This window comes from Pseudomonas sp. HP_08, assembly GCF_055284095.1.
Genome location: NZ_JBTOQC010000001.1, coordinates 394,987 through 412,642 on the forward strand (window position 1 = coordinate 394,987; position 17,656 = coordinate 412,642).

The window sequence follows — 17,656 nt, forward strand, 5'->3', positions numbered from 1 at the left end:
AGCACGTGATTATCCGGATTCAGCAGGGAGGACACGCCACAGGTAAAAAACACGACACGGTTTTCCGGTTTTTCTGGAAAAACTTCAGACAGGTTCCAGCGTGACCCAATAGCGCGTGACATAGCGCACCTTGACCGGCAGGGTCAGGGCAACCGCCGCCAGCGCATTGTCGGTGTCCTGCAACTGGAAGGCGCCGGAGATCAGCAGATCGGCCACTTGTGGCTCACAGCGCGTCCAGCCGCGCCGATAGCGGCCCAGTTCAGTGACGAAGTCGCCCAGACGCATACGGTTGACGCGCAATACGCCGTCGACCCAGTCGATGCCCTGCCCGGTCTCTGGCAGCAACTGCACCTGCGTGTCGCTGATGCGCGCCTGCTGGCCGGCCAGCACCTGCAAACCCGATACCGGCGCCTGATGCGCGACGGCAGCAACCTTGCCTTCCACCACCCGCAGCAGGTCATGATCGTCGAGCTGACGAACCGAAAAGCGTGTGCCCATCGGCTGGTAATTACCGCGCACCGACTCCACCGAGAAGGGCCTGGCATCCTGACTGCCGGTCATGACGAAGATCTCGCCCTTTCTCAGCACCAGCATGCGCTCGCCGGCGGTGTAGCGAATGTCGATGGCGCTGTCGGTGTTCAGGCAAATCTCGGTGCCGTCGCTCAGGGTCATCTTGCGCCGCTCGCCGACGCCGGTGCTGACATCGGCGGTCAGAGAAGTCACCGTCGGGCTGCGCGCCGCAACAAATCCAAGCGAGCCAATGACCACCATCGAGGTCAGTGCCTTGAGCGCCGAACGGCGCTTGAGGGTGCCGCTGTGCGCCAGCGTCGTGCGCCCCAGGGCCGGTGGAATACTGTGCAATTGCTCGCTGAAGCGACTCGCCAGCTGCCAGGCACGCTCATGATCACTGTGCGCCCGTCGCCATTGCGCGCAGGCTTGCTGATCGTGCTCTGTGGCCGTCGGCGATTGCAGGCGCAGAAACCAGGCGGCGGCCTGCCGGGCGATCTTGCGATCAATGGGGGCGGTACTGGCGCTCATGCGGCGTGACTCGATGCCAGCACGATGCACTCTTCAAAGCCTTGCAGCAGGTAGCGCTGCACGGTGCGCACGCTGACGCTCAGCACGTCGGCAATTTCTTCCTGGGTGTAGCCTTCAAGTTGTGACATCAGGAACGCCTGCCGGGCCTTGGCCGACAAGGCGGCCAGCACCTGATCGACTTCATGCAGCGCTTCCAGAATGGCGGCCCGGGATTCGGCGCTGGGCGCCTCTTCTTCCGGCACGCTGGCCAGGGCTTCGAGCCAGGCTTCTTCCAGCGAGCGGCGGCGATAGAGATTGGCCAGCAGGCGTTTGGCGATGGTCGCCAGATAAGCACGCGGCTCACGCAGGTCATCGGCCTTGTACGGCGAGGTCAACAGGCGCACAAAGGTGTCCTGACTCAGGTCGGCGGCATCGCAGCGATTACCCGTGCGACGGCTCAGCCAGCCGGTCAGCCAGGCATGGTGAGCGCTGTACAGCCGTTGAACGGGTGCATGATCGGCGGGCGTCGACATGAGATGAATAGACTTGGTGATGAGAATGTATCTCAGTTTATACAGTTCATCCTCGTGCCAGCAATCGGCATGCTTCCCATTTGCGCCTGATGCGCGCCCATAAAAAAATCCGCGACCATCACTGATCGCGGATTTTTCAGGCAACGCGGCGTCTTGCAGACGCCGGCTGACGGGTTACATCAGACGCCGGACGCTTTGGCAGCGGCTACGTCTTTGATCGACAGTTTGATACGGCCGCGGTTGTCCACGTCCAGTACCAGTACTTCAACTTCCTGACCTTCCTTGAGGATGTCGGTCACTTTCTCGACGCGTGCGTCGCTCAGCATCGAGATGTGAACCAGACCGTCCTTGCCAGGCAGGATGTTGACGAAGGCGCCGAAGTCGACGATGCGCTCGACCTTGCCGACGTAGATCTTGCCGATTTCGGCTTCGGCAGTGATGCCCAGGACGCGCTGGCGAGCTGCCTCGGCCGCTTCCTTGGTTTCACCGAAGATCTTGATGGTGCCGTCGTCTTCGATATCGATCGACGCCTTGGTTTCTTCGCAGATTGCACGGATGGTCGCGCCACCCTTGCCGATGACGTCACGGATCTTGTCGGTGTCGATCTTCATCGCGATCATGGTCGGCGCGTTGGCCGACAGTTCGCTGCGCGACTGACCGATGATCTGGTTCATCTGGCCGAGGATGTTCAGGCGAGCTTCCAGGGCCTGGCCCAGGGCGATCTCCATGATCTCTTCGGTGATGCCCTTGATCTTGATGTCCATCTGCAGTGCAGTGACACCCTTGGCGGTACCGGCAACCTTGAAGTCCATGTCGCCCAGGTGGTCTTCGTCACCCAGGATGTCGGTCAGAACAGCGAACTTGCCGCCTTCCTTGACCAGGCCCATGGCGATACCGGCAACCGGCGCCTTGACCGGCACACCGGCGTCCATCAGCGCCAGCGAAGCACCGCAGACCGAAGCCATGGAGCTGGAACCGTTGGACTCGGTGATTTCCGAGACCACGCGAATGGTGTACGGGAATACGTCGGCACCTGGCAGCATGGCCTGGATACTGCGACGGGCCAGACGGCCGTGACCGATTTCACGACGACCGGCGCCGCCCATGCGACCACACTCGCCCACCGAGAACGGAGGGAAGTTGTAGTGCAGCATGAAGCCGTCTTTTTTCTCGCCTTCAAGGGTGTCGAGCAGTTGCGCGTCGCGAGCAGTACCCAGGGTCGCAACGACCAGGGCCTGGGTTTCGCCACGGGTGAACAGCGCCGAACCGTGAGTCTTCGGCAGAACGCCGACTTCGATGTTCAGCGGACGTACGGTGCGGGTGTCGCGACCGTCGATGCGCGGCTTGCCGTTGACGATGTTCTCGCGCACGGTGCGGTATTCGATTTCACCGAAAGCCGCCTTGATTTCGCTGGCAGTCGGGCTGCCTTCTTCGACGGCCAGCTTGGCAACGATCTGCTCGCGCAGCTCGCCCAGGCGGGCATAACGGTCGGCTTTGACGGTGATGGTGTAGGCGTCGGAGATCGCGTCGCCGAACTCGGCGCGGATGGCGCCCAGCAGCTCGGTGGCCTCGGCTTTTGGCTGCCAGTTCCACAGTGGCTTGGCGGCTTCGGCGGCCAGTTCCTTGACGGCGTTGATCACCACCTGGAACTCGTCGTGAGCGAACAGCACGGCGCCCAGCATCTGGTCTTCGGTCAGCTCTTTGGCTTCCGATTCAACCATCAGAACGGCTTCGGAAGTACCGGCCACGACCATGTCCAGGCTCGATGCCTGCAGTTGCTCGTAGGTCGGGTTCAACAGGTAGCCGGTGCTTTCGTGGAACGCAACGCGGGCAGCGCCGACAGGACCGTCGAAAGGAATACCGGAGATGGCCAGGGCGGCCGAGGTACCGATCATGGCAGCGATGTCCGGATCGGTTTTCTTGCTGGTCGACACCACGGTGCAGACGACCTGGACTTCGTTCATGAAGCCTTCAGGGAACAGCGGACGGATCGGACGGTCGATCAGTCGCGAAGTCAGGGTTTCTTTCTCGGAAGGACGGCCTTCACGCTTGAAGAAGCCACCAGGGATCTTGCCGGCGGCGTAGGTTTTTTCCTGGTAGTGCACGGACAGCGGGAAGAAGCCTTTGCTCGGGTCCGCATGCTTGGCGCCCACTACGGTCACCAATACGCTGACGTCGTCGTCAACGGTGACCAATACTGCGCCCGATGCCTGGCGAGCGATGCGGCCTGTCTCCAGGGTTACGGTCGACTGACCAAACTGAAACTTCTTGATTACCGGGTTCACGGTTTCCTACCTTATTTGCGACTTTTGGGGGAACTGGTTTCTTGCGAATTCTTGGGCCAGGCGGGGAATCGGCCCCTTCCACAGTCCAGATAAAACTTGAGGCTGGAAGCCTGCCAGGTTCACCGGTTCAACCGATGAGCCCAGGCAGGCAACCAACCTCAGATTCCTGCTCGCCAATGCGTGTCCGATCTCATCGAAAAGACCCGCACGGACCGAGGCAGGAGAAGCGCCACATCGCTATTAGCGACGCAGGCCCAGACGACCGATCAGGGTGCTGTAACGGCTGACGTCTTTGCCTTTCAGGTAGTCCAGCAGCTTGCGACGCTGGTTTACCATGCGGATCAGACCACGACGGGAGTGGTGATCTTTACCGTTGGCTTTGAAGTGACCTTGCAGCTTGTTGATGTTGGCGGTCAGCAGTGCAACTTGCACTTCTGGCGAACCAGTATCACCTGGAGCTTGCTGGTAGTCGGTTACGATCTGAGCTTTATCTTCAACGCTGAGTGCCATGTGGGCAATCCTTCAAGTCAAGGAAGCGTCTGCAAAAGACGATTCCAACAGGCCGAGGCTAATACCTCGTATTAAATAATGAGATGTGACCGTGCCTGTTGACAGCCACCCTCGCCCCCGCTTCAACCGGACAAACCGGCCGTTGCGCGGGTTTTCGGTCACTCTGACCGAATCAGCCGACGCGGGGCAATTCGCCCGTCATCGCTTACTTCACCGATTCCGATGAAGCGTCCTTCGTGATCCTGCACCCGCACCATACCGAATTTCGGCGCGTCCGGGGCTCTGACTGGCTGACCATGCAACCAGTAGAACGCACTGTGTTCGGAAAACTTCAACAGTGGCCAGTCCTGCAACCCGCTGTCCGATGGCATCAGGAAGCGATCGATCGCTTCGTTGCCGCCTTCGGCATGGGCCTGTTCGAGCTCTTCCAGCGTAACGGTCTGGGCCAGCGTAAAGGGACCGGCCTGAGTGCGTCGCAGTTCAGCGACATACGCACCACAACCCAGTTGCTCACCGATATCTTCCACCAGGGTACGGATATAGGTGCCTTTGCTGCAGTCCACGGACAGCCGCGCGGTGTCGCCTTCACTCGCCAGCAATTCCAGGCGCGCAATAGTAACAGAACGCGCTTCGCGCTCCACTACTTCCCCTGCACGCGCCAGCTTGTACAACGGCTGGCCATCGCGTTTGAGGGCCGAGTACATCGGCGGTATCTGACTGATTTGACCACGAAATTGTGGCAAAACCGCTTCGATATCCACGCGACCAACGGTCACAGGCCGCTCCAGCAATACATCGCCTTCGGCATCGCCCGTGGTGGTGGTCTTGCCCAGTTGCATCAGGGTTTCGTAGGACTTGTCCGAATCGAGCAGGTACTGCGAGAACTTGGTCGCCTCGCCGAAGCACAGCGGCAAGACGCCGGTGGCCAGCGGATCGAGGCTGCCGGTGTGCCCGGCCTTCTCGGCATTGAGCAGCCAGCGCACCTTTTGCAGGGCCGCATTGGAGGTGAACCCCAAGGGCTTGTCGAGCAGAATGATCCCGCTGACGTTACGGCGGATACGTTTGACCTGAGCCACCCGTTACTCCTTCGAATCGTCTGAGGCGGCATCGCCCTGATGCTGGCTGTCTTCGGCCACGGCACGCTCGATCAGCGACGACAGATGGGCGCCACGCACCACGCTTTCGTCGTAATGGAAGTGCAGTTGCGGCACGCTGCGCAGTTTCATTTCGCGACCCAGCTGCATGCGCAGGAAGCCGGCAGCGGTGTTGAGCACCTTGATGCTTTGCGCGATGGCTTCGGCATCGTCCTGGCCCATCACGGTCACGTAGATCTTGGCGTGACCGACATCGCGGCTGACATCCACCGCGGTGATGGTGACCAGACCGACACGCGGGTCTTTGACTTCACGGCGGATCAGTTGTGCCAGCTCACGCTGCATCTGATCGCCAATACGTTGGGTACGGCTATATTCTTTGGCCATGTTTGATACCTGTTACTGACCCGGGAACAAACCCTGACGGTCTGAAAGCGGCAAACGCCCGGCCTGACATAAGTCAGACCGGGCGTTGCGTTCAGCTCGCGACACGGTACAGAGGCACCGTGCCCGAAGCCTGCGGTTTAGAGGCTACGAGCCACCTGGACCTTCTCGAAGACTTCGATCTTGTCACCGACCTTGACGTCGTTGTAGCTCTTGACGCCGATACCGCATTCCATGCCGTTACGCACTTCAGCAGCGTCGTCCTTGAAGCGGCGCAGCGATTCCAGCTCGCCTTCGAAGATAACGATGTCTTCACGCAGTACGCGGATCGGACGGTTACGGTGAACCGTACCCTCGATCACCATACAGCCTGCGATCGCACCGAACTTCGGCGAACGGAACACATCACGCACTTCGGCGATGCCCAGAATGTTCTCGCGAACATCGCTGCCCAGCATACCGGTCAGGGCTTTCTTGACGTCTTCGATGATGTCGTAGATGACGTTGTAGTAACGCATATCCAGACCTTCCTGCTCGACGATCTTGCGCGCACCGGCATCGGCACGCACGTTGAAGCCGAACAGAACAGCGTTGGAGGCCAGCGCCAGGTTGGCGTCGCTTTCGGTGATACCACCGACACCGCCACCAATGACCCGGACCTGCACTTCATCGTTACCCAGACCACCCAAGGCACCTTGCAGGGCCTCGAGGGAACCACGGACGTCGGATTTGAGGACGATGTTGAGCGTCTTCTTCTCTTCCTGGCCCATGTTCTCGAAGATGTTTTCCAGCTTGCCGGCATGTGCGCGAGCCAGTTTGACTTCGCGGAACTTGCCTTGACGGAACAGGGCAACTTCACGGGCCTTCTTCTCGTCGGCCAGTACAGTCATCTCGTCACCGGCTTCCGGCGTACCATCCAGGCCGAGAATCTCGACAGGGATCGACGGGCCGGCTTCCTTCACAGGCTTGCCGTTTTCGTCGAGCATGGCGCGGATACGGCCGAAGTTCGAACCGATCAGAGCCATGTCGCCCTGGCGCAGCGTACCGTCCTGAACCAGAACGGTGGCTACCGGGCCGCGGCCCTTGTCCAGACGCGATTCGACGACAACACCACGGCCAGGAGCCGATGGCGTGGCCTTGAGTTCGAGAACCTCGGCCTGCAGCAGAACGGCTTCGAGCAGTTCGTCGACACCGGTACCCATTTTTGCGGAAACCGGAACGAACGGCGTATCACCGCCCCACTCTTCAGACGTTACGCCGTAGATCGACAGCTCGCTGCGAATGCGATCCAGGTCTGCACCCGGCTTGTCGATCTTGTTCACCGCAACTACCAGCGGCACGCCAGCAGCCACGGCGTGCTGAACGGCTTCGATGGTTTGCGGCATCACGCCGTCGTCGGCCGCGACCACCAGGATCACGATGTCGGTCGCCTTGGCACCACGAGCACGCATGGCGGTAAACGCCGCGTGACCCGGGGTGTCGAGGAAGGTGACCATGCCGCGCTCGGTTTCTACGTGGTAGGCACCGATGTGCTGGGTGATACCACCAGCCTCGCCAGCAGCGACCTTGGCACGACGGATATAGTCGAGCAGGGACGTCTTGCCGTGGTCAACGTGACCCATTACGGTCACAACCGGAGCGCGGGAGAAGGTTTCACCTTCGAACTTCAGGGACTCGGCCAGCGATTCTTCCAGGGCGTTGTCGCTGACCAGCGTGACCTTGTGGCCCAGCTCTTCGGCGATCAGATGAGCAGTTTCCTGATCCAGCACCTGGTTGATGGTCACTGGAGTGCCCATCTTGAACATGAACTTGATGACTTCTGCAGCCTTGACCGACATCTTCGCGGCCAGCTCGCCCACGGTGATGGTCTCGCCGATGGCTACGTCGCGGATGACCGGACCGGTCGGCGCCTGGAAGCCATGCGCATTGCGCTTCTTCAGCTTGGACTTGCCACGGCCGCCACGGCGGAAGCCGTCGCTTTCTTCATCGGTGGTACGCGGTGCAACACGCACTGCCGGTGCCTTGTCCTTGCTCGACGGACGATGCGGAGCGCTTTTGCGTTCGCCATCGCCACGCGGGGTGCGGTCGTCGCCACCACGAGAAGGGGCTTTGTCCGGACGACGCTCTTCGCGCTTGCGCACTTCGATGGTCGTAGGAGCCGGGGCGCCATTGGCGTTCGCAGCGCCAGACGCATCACGCGCAGGCTCTGGTGTTGCAGCACGAGGTGCTGGTGCTTCGGCAGGCTTGCTGGCCGGGGCTTGTTGAGCCGGGGCCGCAGGTGCTGCTGGTGCAGGCTGACGGCGCGCCGGGTCGTCGCCACGACGCTTGGCTTCTTCAGCCTCGGCCTTTTGACGGGCTGCGTTTTCTACCGCGCGACGTTCATCCAGCTCGCGCTTGCGCTCGGCTTCGATTTCTTCGGCGCTGCGCTGCACGAAAACTTTCTTCTTGCGCACTTCAACGCTAATGCTCTTGCTGCCGGCAACGCGCAGGGTGCTGGTGGTCTTGCGCTGCAAGGTAATCTTGCGCGGCTCTTCCACTTTAGCCTTGTGGCTGCTTTTCAGGTGAGTCAGCAACGACTGCTTCTCACTGTCGGACACGTGTTCCTCGGCGGCGGTGTGCGGCAGACCTGCCTCACGCATCTGCTGCAGCAGGCGCTCTACCGGTGTTTTGACCTCATCGGCCAGTTGTTTCACCGTGACTTGCGTCATGCACTTCTCTCCTCAGGCCGCGCCTGTTACTCGAACCAATGGGCTCGGGCGGCCATGATCAACTTGCCGGCACGATCATCGTCAATGCCGTCGATGTCGAGCAGGTCATCTATAGACTGCTCGGCCAGGTCTTCGCGGGTAATTACGCCGCGCACCGCCAGTTCCATCGCCAAATCCTTGTCCATACCCTCAAGCGAGAGCAGGTCTTCGGCCGGATGGGCGTCTGCCAGCTTTTCCTCAGTAGCGATGGCTTTGGTCAACAAGCGATCCTTGGCACGAGCACGAAGCTCATTGACAATATCTTCGTCAAAGCCGTCGATGTTGAGCATTTCTTCCAACGGTACGTAGGCAATTTCTTCCAGGCTGGTGAAGCCTTCATCAACCAGTACCTGCGCCAGTTCTTCGTCGACTTCCAGCTCGTCGATGAAGTTGCGCAGAATGTCACCGGTCTCTGCCTGCTGTTTGGCCTGGATATCGGACTCGGTCATCACGTTGAGCGTCCAGCCGGTCAACTGACTGGCCAGGCGTACGTTCTGTCCGCCACGACCAATCGCTTGCGCCAGGTTGTCTGCGCCAACAGCGATATCCATTGCATGGGCATCTTCATCGACGATGATTGCCGCTACTTCAGCAGGGGACATTGCATTGATCACGAACTGTGCCGGGTTATCGTCCCACAGCACAATATCCACACGCTCGCCACCCAGCTCGCCGGAAACAGCCTGGACACGCGAACCGCGCATGCCGATGCAGGCGCCTTGCGGGTCGATGCGTTTGTCCTTGGAGCGAACAGCGATTTTTGCACGCGAACCCGGGTCACGGGAGGCAGCCATCACCTCGATCAGACCTTCAGCGATTTCCGGAACTTCGATACGGAAAAGCTCGATCAGCATCTCTGGCGCAGTACGCGACAGAATCAGCTGCGGGCCACGGTTTTCGGTGCGAATTTCTTTAAGCAGTGCCCGTACACGAACACCTACCCGGAATGTCTCGCGGGAGATGATGTCTTCGCGTGCCAGCAAGGCTTCGGCATTGTTGCCCAGATCAACGATGACATTGTCGCGCGTCACCTTTTTTACAGTACCGGAAATGATCTCGCCCAGACGCTCGCGGTAGGCGTCGACAACCTGGGCACGTTCAGCTTCACGGACTTTCTGCACGATGACCTGTTTGGCCGTTTGCGCAGCAATACGACCGAACTCGATGGACTCGATTTTCTCTTCGATCACTTCACCGGCAACAGCGCCCGGCTTGTGCGCCTGAGCCTGGTCTACCGCGTATTGGTGTGCCGGATCGTCCAGGTCTTCGTCTTCGACCACGGTCCAGCGACGGAAAGTCTCGTAATTACCTGTGTGGCGGTTGATTTCAACACGCACGTCCACTTCATCTTCGTAGCGCTTCTTGGTGGCTGTAGCGAGTGCCAGCTCCAGCGCCTCAAAAATAACACCGGCCGGTACACCCTTTTCATTGGATACCGACTCAACTACCAGCAGTACTTCTTTGCTCATCGTACGCCTCGCCTTTCGCAAGCCATTGGATCCGCGGGATCCGCAGCATCTGGCACGTTTCAGTCAAACGCGGGAATAATGTTGGCTTTGTCGATCAAGTCGATTGGCAACAAGTATTCGTTGCTGTCGACCTGCACCACGACATCCTGCTCCTCCACCCCGCGGAGAACGCCTTGAAAGTTGCGCCGCCCTTCAAATGGAGAACGCAGCTTTATTTTCACTTGTTGTCCGGCGTGCGCCGCAAACTGCTCAATGCTGAACAGAGGACGATCCATGCCAGGCGACGACACTTCCAGGGTGTATTCAGAGCTGATTGGATCTTCTACATCCAACACGCCGCTGACCTGACGACTGACGATTTCGCAGTCTTCCACCAGAACGCCATCTTCTTTGTCGATATAAATGCGCAGCAGTGAATGCCGGCCTTGGGAAATGAACTCGATTCCCCAGCATTGATAGCCAAGCGCTTCAACCACTGGGGCCAGTATGGCCTGCAACTGTTCCAGCTTGCTCGACATCTGAACCCCCTCGTGCATGCTTTAGAAATAAAAAAATGGGCAAAAGCCCATCACTGAAGACGCCGCTGAACACCGGCGTCATGTTCTGTCCAGCTAGCAAAAAGCCCCTTAAAAGGGGCTTCGCCAAAACTGGTTGCGGGAGCTGGATTTGAACCAACGACCTTCGGGTTATGAGCCCGACGAGCTACCAGACTGCTCCATCCCGCGACAAAGCTGGGGGCGGATTATACGACTGATACCTTGGCAGGTCAATCGAACATCCGCCCACAAGAAAGCCCGCCAAAGCGGGCTTTCCTGCTAAATGGTACCGAGAAGGGGACTCGAACCCCTACACCCTATGGGCACAACCACCTCAAGGTTGCGTGTCTACCAATTCCACCACCTCGGCATTACAACTCTTTGGCGACCTCTACAAACATCGCCTGAAATCTGTATTACATCAAAAGCTTTTACTTCTGCTCTGGAGCGGCAGGTACATCAGCCGGAGTAACAGCTGGCTTCTGACCTTCAAGCATCGGCACATCATCTGAGGCTGGCTTTTGCTTGATTTCCATTACAGCTGGATCTGGCAAACCGACCTGATCAAACTGTTGAGCTTTTTCTTTAGCAAAGTAGCCTAAGCCCAAGCTAGTTATGAAAAAACATGCTGCAAGTATAGCAGTAAACTTACTCAGAAAGGTAGCACTTCCTTGCCCTCCGAAGACAGTATTTGATGCGCCTGCACCAAAAGAAGCTCCTGCCTCCGCACCTTTACCCTGCTGCATCAGAACCAGGGCAACAACACCCAGCGCACCCAGCAGATGAAAAACGACTACGACTGTTTCCAGCATTTTTTCAGTTTCCCGCGGCGCGACAGATCGCACCGAATTCATCTGCATTCAGGGAGGCTCCACCCACAAGCCCACCATCGATATCCGGCATGCTGAACAACTCGGCCGCATTGGCCGCCTTGACGCTGCCGCCATATAGAAGCCGCACACCTTGCGCGACTTCGGGATTCTCTTTTGCCAACTGCGCACGAATCGCTGCGTGCACGTCTTGCGCCTGCTCCGGCGTTGCAGTCAATCCGGTGCCGATGGCCCATACAGGCTCATAAGCAATCACCGCATTGACCAGCGCCTGAATACCAAACGCCTTGATGACGCTGTCGAGCTGCTGCCCGACCACTTCAAGGGTTTGATTCGCCTCGCGCTGCTCCAGGGTTTCCCCGATACACAGCACAGGGATCAGGCCCGCCGATTGAACAGCAGCAAACTTGCGGTTCAGCACCTCATCGGATTCACCCAGTAACAGGCGACGCTCAGAGTGCCCAACCAGCACCAGCTTGCAACCCGCATCAGCCAGCTGACTCGACGCAATCTCGCCTGTCAGTGCACCAGGGCCTGCCTGTACGGCTGCGTCCTGAGCACCAACAGCGATCGACGTATCCCGAAGGCCGTCGATCACCTGACCAACATGCAGGCTTGAAGGAAAGACTGCTACATCGACACTGCCAGGCAGAGTCTGTGCGGCAAGCCCGTCGATCAGCTCAGCGACGCTGGCGCGGGTACCGTGCATTTTCCAGTTACCAGCTACCATCGTGCGACGCATGCTGTACCTCGTCGGTCAAAGTGGGCGCAGATGTTACCCAACGCTGCAAAGACTGGCAAGCCGTATCAAGCACAAACTTCAGTGACCAGTTTCGCCAGCTCTTCGGCGTAGCCGCGCACTTGCGCCTCATCCTCGCCCTCGACCATCACCCGCACCAGCGGCTCGGTCCCGGACTTGCGCAGCAATACCCGGCCGCGACCTGCCATTTCTGCGGTTACACGAGCGCAAGCGTCCTGCACCGACGGATGGGAAACCGGATCGACACCACCGGCAAAACGCACATTGATCAGCACCTGCGGGCATTTACGCAGCGCTTGTCGAGCCTCTGCCAGGCTCTTGCCGCTGCGACGCAGGGCCATCAGCACCTGCAAGGCGGCAATGATCGCATCGCCCGTCGTAGTGTGCTGCAGGCACACCACATGACCCGAGTTCTCACCACCCAGTTGCCAGTTGCGCTCCAGCAGCTCGGCAATGACATAACGGTCGCCGACATTGGCGCGCACAAACGGAATATTCAGCTCGGCCAGGCCCAGCTCCAGCCCCAGGTTGCTCATCAGCGTACCGACCACGCCGCCATTCAGGCGATCACGCTCATGCAGGTCGCGCGCAATGATGTACATCAACTCGTCACCGTCGACGACCGCACCGGTGTGATCGATCATCAATACCCGATCGCCATCGCCATCGAAGGCGATACCCAGGTCGGCCTTTTCCGCCACCACAGCCGCCTGAACGGACTCAAGGTGGGTGGAACCGCAGTTTTCGTTGATATTGAGGCCGTTTGGCTGCGCGGCCAGCACAGTGACCTGCGCACCCAGCTCACGAAACACATTGGGCGCAATCTTGTAGGTCGCACCGTGCGCACAGTCGACCACCAGCTTGAGACCGGCAAAGCTGGTGCTGGTCGGTACGCTGCTTTTGCAGAATTCGATATAGCGGCCGGCCGCGTCATTGATTCGCGACACTTTGCCGAGCTTGTCGGATTCGGCGACAGTCATTGGCGCATCGAGTAGCTCTTCGATCATCAGCTCGATTTCGTCGGGCAGCTTGGTACCCTGCCCCGAGAAGAACTTGATGCCGTTGTCGTAGTGCGGGTTGTGCGAAGCACTGATCACGATACCCGCCTCGGCATGGAAGGTTCGGGTCAGATAGGCAATGGCCGGGGTCGGCATCGGCCCCAGCAGCATGACGTCAGCGCCTGCAGCAGACAAACCTGCTTCCAGTGCCGACTCGAACATGTAGCCCGAAATACGGGTGTCTTTGCCGACCAGAATCCGGCAGGCACCCATACGACGAAAAGCCATGCCCGCCGCCCAACCCAGTTTGAGCATGAAATCAGGGGTAATAGGGTACTGACCGACCCGACCGCGAATGCCATCGGTTCCAAAATATTTTCTGCTGCTCATGGGTGCTCCACCGTGTTCTTATTCTGCCGATTCGACAGCTGCAATCATGCGCACTACATCGGCTGTTTCAGCGACATCATGCACACGCAGGATTCGTGCTCCCTTGGTCATTGCCAAGGCAGCCAGGGCCAACCCGCCATACAACCGCTCGCCTACCGGACGTCCCAGTACGGCGCCGATCATGCTCTTGCGCGACACACCGACCAACAGCGGCCGGCCCAATGCGTGCAAGACTTCCATGTGCCGGAACAGGCTGAGATTGTGCTCGACGGTCTTGGCGAAACCAAACCCGGGATCGAGGATAATCCGCTCGGCGCCGATACCTGCCGCTGCACACTCAGCCATGCGCGCCACCAGGAAATCGCTCACCTCTGTCAGCAGATTCTCGTAATGCGGATTGTCCTGCATATCGCCAGGCTCGCCCAGCATGTGCATAAGACAGACCGGCAAACCGGTTTGCGCAGCAGCCTGCAACGCACCGGGACGCCGCAGCGACCTGACATCGTTGATCAGACCCGCACCGAGCCGGGCAGTTTCGCGCATCACTTCAGGCGTCGACGTATCGACCGAGATGATGACATCCAGCTCTCGGGCAATACGCTCAACCAGCGGTGCGACGCGATCCAGCTCTTCATCGACCGATACCACGGCAGCGCCGGGCCGGGTCGACTCTCCACCGACATCGATCAGGGTTGCTCCGCAGCGCACCATGGCGTCGGCATGCTGCATGGCAGCATCGAGCCGAGCGTATCGACCACCATCGGAGAAGGAGTCCGGGGTCGCGTTAAGGATGCCCATGACATGCGTCCGGGCCAAATCAAGAACCCGGTTGCCGCAAGGCAACCGGGTCGGGTACAGCGCAACTGTCATGTCAGGCCTTAATGGTCAGCAGCAGGGCCGCCGATAGGGGCTTCAGGACGGGAATCGGGAATTGGCGTACCTTTGGTACCCGAACCACCTTCCCAGTCACGCGGCTCACGAGGTGGACGACCGGACATGATGTCGTCGATCTGATCCGCATCGATAGTCTCGTACTTCATCAGCGCCTCAGCCATGGCATCGAGCTTGTCACGGTTGTCGGTCAGCAACTGCCTGGCCGTGTCGTAACAATGATCGATGATGCTGCGCACTTCCGAGTCGATCAGCTTGGCAGTATCACCGGAGAAGCTGGTGTTCTGGCTCGAACCGCGACCCAGGAAACCCGAGTCTTCGTCTTCGGTATACATCAGCGGGCCAAGCTTCTCGGACAGGCCCCACTTGGTCACCATGTTCCGGGCAATCTGGCTGGCGCGCATGATGTCGTTGGAAGCACCGGTGGTGACGCCATCGAAACCAAGGGTCATTTCTTCAGCGATACGACCACCGTACAGCGAGCAGATCTGGCTGTTCAAGGCACGCTTGGACAGACTGTAGCGATCTTCTTCCGGCAGGAACATGGTCACGCCCAGCGCACGGCCACGCGGAATGATCGACACCTTGTAGACCGGATCATGCTCAGGCACCAGGCGACCGACGATGGCATGGCCTGCCTCGTGGTAAGCGGTGTTCTGTTTTTCTTTCTCGGACATGACCATGGTCTTGCGCTCGGCGCCCATCATGATCTTGTCTTTGGCCAGCTCGAACTCTTTCATCTCGACCAGGCGCTTGCCATTGCGAGCGGCGAACAGCGATGCCTCGTTGACCAGGTTGGCCAGGTCGGCACCGGAGAAGCCAGGTGTACCACGTGCGATGACGGCAGGCTGGACATCTTCGCCCATCGGCACCTTGCGCATGTGCACCTTGAGGATCTGCTCACGGCCACGGATGTCCGGCAAGCCGACCACTACCTGACGGTCGAAGCGACCGGGACGCAGCAGCGCCGGGTCCAGCACGTCGGGACGGTTGGTGGCTGCAATGACGATGATGCCATCGTTCATTTCGAAGCCGTCCATTTCAACCAGCAACTGGTTGAGGGTCTGCTCACGCTCGTCGTGACCGCCACCCATGCCGGCGCCACGATGGCGACCTACAGCGTCGATCTCGTCGATGAAGATGATGCAGGGTGCGTGCTTCTTGGCTTGCTCGAACATGTCACGGACACGGCTGGCGCCGACACCCACGAACATCTCGACGAAGTCGGAACCGGAGATGGTGAAGAACGGCACCTTGGCTTCGCCCGCAATGGCCTTGGCCAGCAGGGTCTTACCCGTACCCGGAGGACCCACCATCAGCACGCCGCGCGGAATACGACCACCCAGGCGCTGGAACTTGCCCGGATCGCGCAGGAACTCGACCAGCTCGCCGACTTCTTCCTTCGCTTCATCACAACCAGCCACATCGGCCAGGGTCGTCTTGACCTGATCTTCGGAGAGCAGGCGCGCCTTGCTCTTGCCAAAGCTCATCGGCCCGCCCTTGCCACCGGCACCGCCCTGCATCTGGCGCATGAAGAACATGAACACCGCGATAATGACGAGGATCGGGAAGCTGGCGACCAGCAACTGGGTCCAGATGCTCTGCTGCTCAGGCTGCTTGCCTTCGACAACCACGTTGTTGTCGACCAGATCGCCGATCAGGCCGTTATCCTGAATCGCCGGACGAATGGTCTTGAAGGTGTCGCCGTCACTGCGCTTGCCGGTGATGACATAGCCATCCACAGCGACCTTCTCGACTTTGCCGTCCTTCACCTGCTGGATGAATTCGGAATAGTTGAGGGTCTGCGGTTCGTTCGGGCTGGAGAAGTTGTTCATCACCGTCACCAGGACAGCCGCGATGATCAACCACAAGATCAAATTCTTTGCCATATCGTTCAATTAGCTACCCTCTGAAGCAAGCTCCACGCCGCAAGCGTGCCTCGCATGATAATCACCGCCCTAACTTACTACAGAACCCCCCAATGATGGCAGGCGCCGTCTGTAACCCTTTGTGAAACTTTAGCTACGCGATGTTCGTTCAGGCGGCATTTTCATGCCATTTGAAAAAAGCTATCGCCAGACCTCAAAACCGCTCAATGCTGGCCGAACCTTCAATGCCGCGGAAACCACGGGCCAGCAAATACTGCTCGCGAGACCTGTCACGCGATGACAATGGTTTGCGCATCTGTACCTTGTCGAACAGCTTGCGTACGTCCTTGTGATAGACGTCAAAGCCTTCGCCCTGGAAAATCTTGATCAGAAAATCTCCACCGGGACGCAATATACGACCCGCCAGATCCAGTGCCAGTTCGCAAAGGAACATCGCGCGCGGCATATCAACCGCACTCAATCCACTCATATTGGGGGCCATATCGGAAATCACAAGGTCTACCTGCGTATTACCGACCGCCTCGAGGATTTTCGTCAGCACCGCGTCTTCGGTGAAATCACCCTGAATGAAGGTGACATCGCCAATGGCGTCCATCTCAAGAATGTCAGAAGCGATGAGACGCCCCTGCCCGCCAATCAGCCGGCTGGTCACTTGCGACCAGCCACCGGGCGCGGCGCCCAGGTCGACAACGGTCATGCCGGGACGGATGATCTTGTCCTTCTCCTGGATTTCCAGAAGCTTGTAGCTGGCACGTGAACGGTAGCCGTCCTTTTGCGCCATCTTCACGTATTTGTCGTCGAAATGTTCTTTCAGCCAGTTCTGGCTGGACTTGGAAGGTTTCACTGGGCACCTCGAAAATAAACGGGTCACGATTAATAGGGCGGTCCCCGACTCGCTCGGGTAAACTGGCCGCCGTTTTTACCAGACCAGACGCAGGGGTCATTATGCCGCTCACTCAAGAGCAGAAGAAACAGTACAAATCCATTGGCCACCATCTGAAACCGGTTCTGATCGTGGCGGACAACGGATTGACCGAAGGTGTGCTCGCAGAGCTGGAGCGCGCGCTGAGCGATCACGAACTGATCAAGGTCAAGCTCAACATCCTCGACCGTGAAAGCCGCCTGCAAGCAATTGCCGGGCTGTGCAAGACAGGTTCTGCGGAGCTGGTGCAGGTCATTGGCAAGATGGCACTGATCTACCGCAAGAACCCGAAGGTCAACAAGAACCTGTCCAACGTTCATCGCGCCAGCTGATAACGCTTCGACGCAGGTTGCGCATGCATCCAGGCGTCTAAAAGCAGGCCGCCCACCCGGAGTTTCCGG

At 59.1% G+C, this 17,656-nt stretch carries 16 protein-coding genes and 2 tRNA genes; 1 reads left to right on the forward strand and 17 read right to left on the reverse strand.

Annotated elements, in window-relative coordinates; all coding sequences use genetic code 11:
- Positions 1 to 84: 84 nt before the first annotated feature.
- The 17 genes from ACYAS9_RS01890 to rlmE form a co-directional block, all read right to left on the reverse strand.
- On the reverse strand, positions 85 to 1,038 hold the full coding sequence (locus ACYAS9_RS01890; RefSeq protein WP_463566622.1) for a FecR domain-containing protein: 954 nt from the start codon (positions 1,036 to 1,038) through the stop codon (positions 85 to 87).
- Complete coding sequence (locus ACYAS9_RS01895; protein WP_463566623.1) at positions 1,035 to 1,550, reverse strand: sigma-70 family RNA polymerase sigma factor; 516 nt, start codon at positions 1,548 to 1,550, stop codon at positions 1,035 to 1,037. The genes ACYAS9_RS01890 and ACYAS9_RS01895 overlap by 4 nt, the downstream gene beginning before the upstream one ends.
- 179 nt (positions 1,551 to 1,729) lie before the next feature.
- Positions 1,730 to 3,835: a polyribonucleotide nucleotidyltransferase gene (pnp, locus tag ACYAS9_RS01900; RefSeq protein ID WP_463566624.1), complete on the reverse strand. Its 2,106-nt coding sequence runs from the start codon at positions 3,833 to 3,835 to the stop codon at positions 1,730 to 1,732.
- 240 nt (positions 3,836 to 4,075) lie between these two features.
- Positions 4,076 to 4,345 (reverse strand): 30S ribosomal protein S15, encoded by a 270-nt coding sequence (gene rpsO / locus ACYAS9_RS01905; protein ID WP_459749759.1) that lies wholly within the window; start codon positions 4,343 to 4,345, stop codon positions 4,076 to 4,078.
- A 158-nt stretch (positions 4,346 to 4,503) separates the two neighbouring features.
- The gene (truB, locus tag ACYAS9_RS01910) at positions 4,504 to 5,421 is read right to left on the reverse strand and encodes a tRNA pseudouridine(55) synthase TruB (protein ID WP_463566625.1); all 918 of its coding nucleotides are present in this window, start codon (positions 5,419 to 5,421) and stop codon (positions 4,504 to 4,506) included.
- Positions 5,422 to 5,424: 3 nt separating this feature from the next.
- Positions 5,425 to 5,826, reverse strand: a complete 402-nt coding sequence (rbfA, locus tag ACYAS9_RS01915) for a 30S ribosome-binding factor RbfA (protein ID WP_463566626.1) — start codon at positions 5,824 to 5,826, stop codon at positions 5,425 to 5,427.
- Positions 5,827 to 5,963: 137 nt separating this feature from the next.
- Positions 5,964 to 8,531 carry a translation initiation factor IF-2 gene (gene infB / locus ACYAS9_RS01920; protein ID WP_463566627.1) on the reverse strand — a complete coding sequence of 856 codons (2,568 nt, stop codon included), beginning with the start codon at positions 8,529 to 8,531 and terminating at the stop codon, positions 5,964 to 5,966.
- 26 nt (positions 8,532 to 8,557) lie between these two features.
- Positions 8,558 to 10,039, reverse strand: coding sequence for a transcription termination factor NusA (gene nusA / locus ACYAS9_RS01925; RefSeq protein WP_459749763.1), 1,482 nt, complete (start codon positions 10,037 to 10,039; stop codon positions 8,558 to 8,560).
- A gap of 59 nt (positions 10,040 to 10,098) precedes the next feature.
- Positions 10,099 to 10,557: a ribosome maturation factor RimP gene (gene rimP / locus ACYAS9_RS01930; protein WP_463566628.1), complete on the reverse strand. Its 459-nt coding sequence runs from the start codon at positions 10,555 to 10,557 to the stop codon at positions 10,099 to 10,101.
- Positions 10,558 to 10,687: 130 nt separating this feature from the next.
- Positions 10,688 to 10,764: transfer RNA gene (locus ACYAS9_RS01935), tRNA-Met, on the reverse strand.
- A 95-nt stretch (positions 10,765 to 10,859) separates the two neighbouring features.
- Positions 10,860 to 10,945: transfer RNA gene (locus tag ACYAS9_RS01940), tRNA-Leu, on the reverse strand.
- A gap of 61 nt (positions 10,946 to 11,006) precedes the next feature.
- Positions 11,007 to 11,387, reverse strand: a complete 381-nt coding sequence (secG, locus tag ACYAS9_RS01945; RefSeq protein WP_463566629.1) for a preprotein translocase subunit SecG — start codon at positions 11,385 to 11,387, stop codon at positions 11,007 to 11,009.
- A gap of 4 nt (positions 11,388 to 11,391) precedes the next feature.
- Positions 11,392 to 12,147: a triose-phosphate isomerase gene (gene tpiA, locus ACYAS9_RS01950; protein WP_463566630.1), complete on the reverse strand. Its 756-nt coding sequence runs from the start codon at positions 12,145 to 12,147 to the stop codon at positions 11,392 to 11,394.
- 65 nt (positions 12,148 to 12,212) lie between these two features.
- Positions 12,213 to 13,553, reverse strand: a complete 1,341-nt coding sequence (gene glmM / locus ACYAS9_RS01955) for a phosphoglucosamine mutase (protein WP_463566631.1) — start codon at positions 13,551 to 13,553, stop codon at positions 12,213 to 12,215.
- Between the two features lie 18 nt (positions 13,554 to 13,571).
- Positions 13,572 to 14,423 carry a dihydropteroate synthase gene (gene folP, locus ACYAS9_RS01960; protein WP_463566632.1) on the reverse strand — a complete coding sequence of 284 codons (852 nt, stop codon included), beginning with the start codon at positions 14,421 to 14,423 and terminating at the stop codon, positions 13,572 to 13,574.
- Positions 14,424 to 14,431: 8 nt separating this feature from the next.
- On the reverse strand, positions 14,432 to 16,333 hold the full coding sequence (gene ftsH, locus ACYAS9_RS01965; RefSeq protein ID WP_459749769.1) for an ATP-dependent zinc metalloprotease FtsH: 1,902 nt from the start codon (positions 16,331 to 16,333) through the stop codon (positions 14,432 to 14,434).
- Between the two features lie 193 nt (positions 16,334 to 16,526).
- Complete coding sequence (gene rlmE / locus ACYAS9_RS01970; RefSeq protein WP_463566633.1) at positions 16,527 to 17,177, reverse strand: 23S rRNA (uridine(2552)-2'-O)-methyltransferase RlmE; 651 nt, start codon at positions 17,175 to 17,177, stop codon at positions 16,527 to 16,529.
- 101 nt (positions 17,178 to 17,278) lie between these two features.
- Here rlmE and ACYAS9_RS01975 point away from each other — a divergent pair, with 101 nt between their 5' ends.
- Complete coding sequence (locus tag ACYAS9_RS01975; protein WP_459749771.1) at positions 17,279 to 17,587, forward strand: YhbY family RNA-binding protein; 309 nt, start codon at positions 17,279 to 17,281, stop codon at positions 17,585 to 17,587.
- The last annotated feature ends 69 nt before the right edge of the window (positions 17,588 to 17,656 follow it).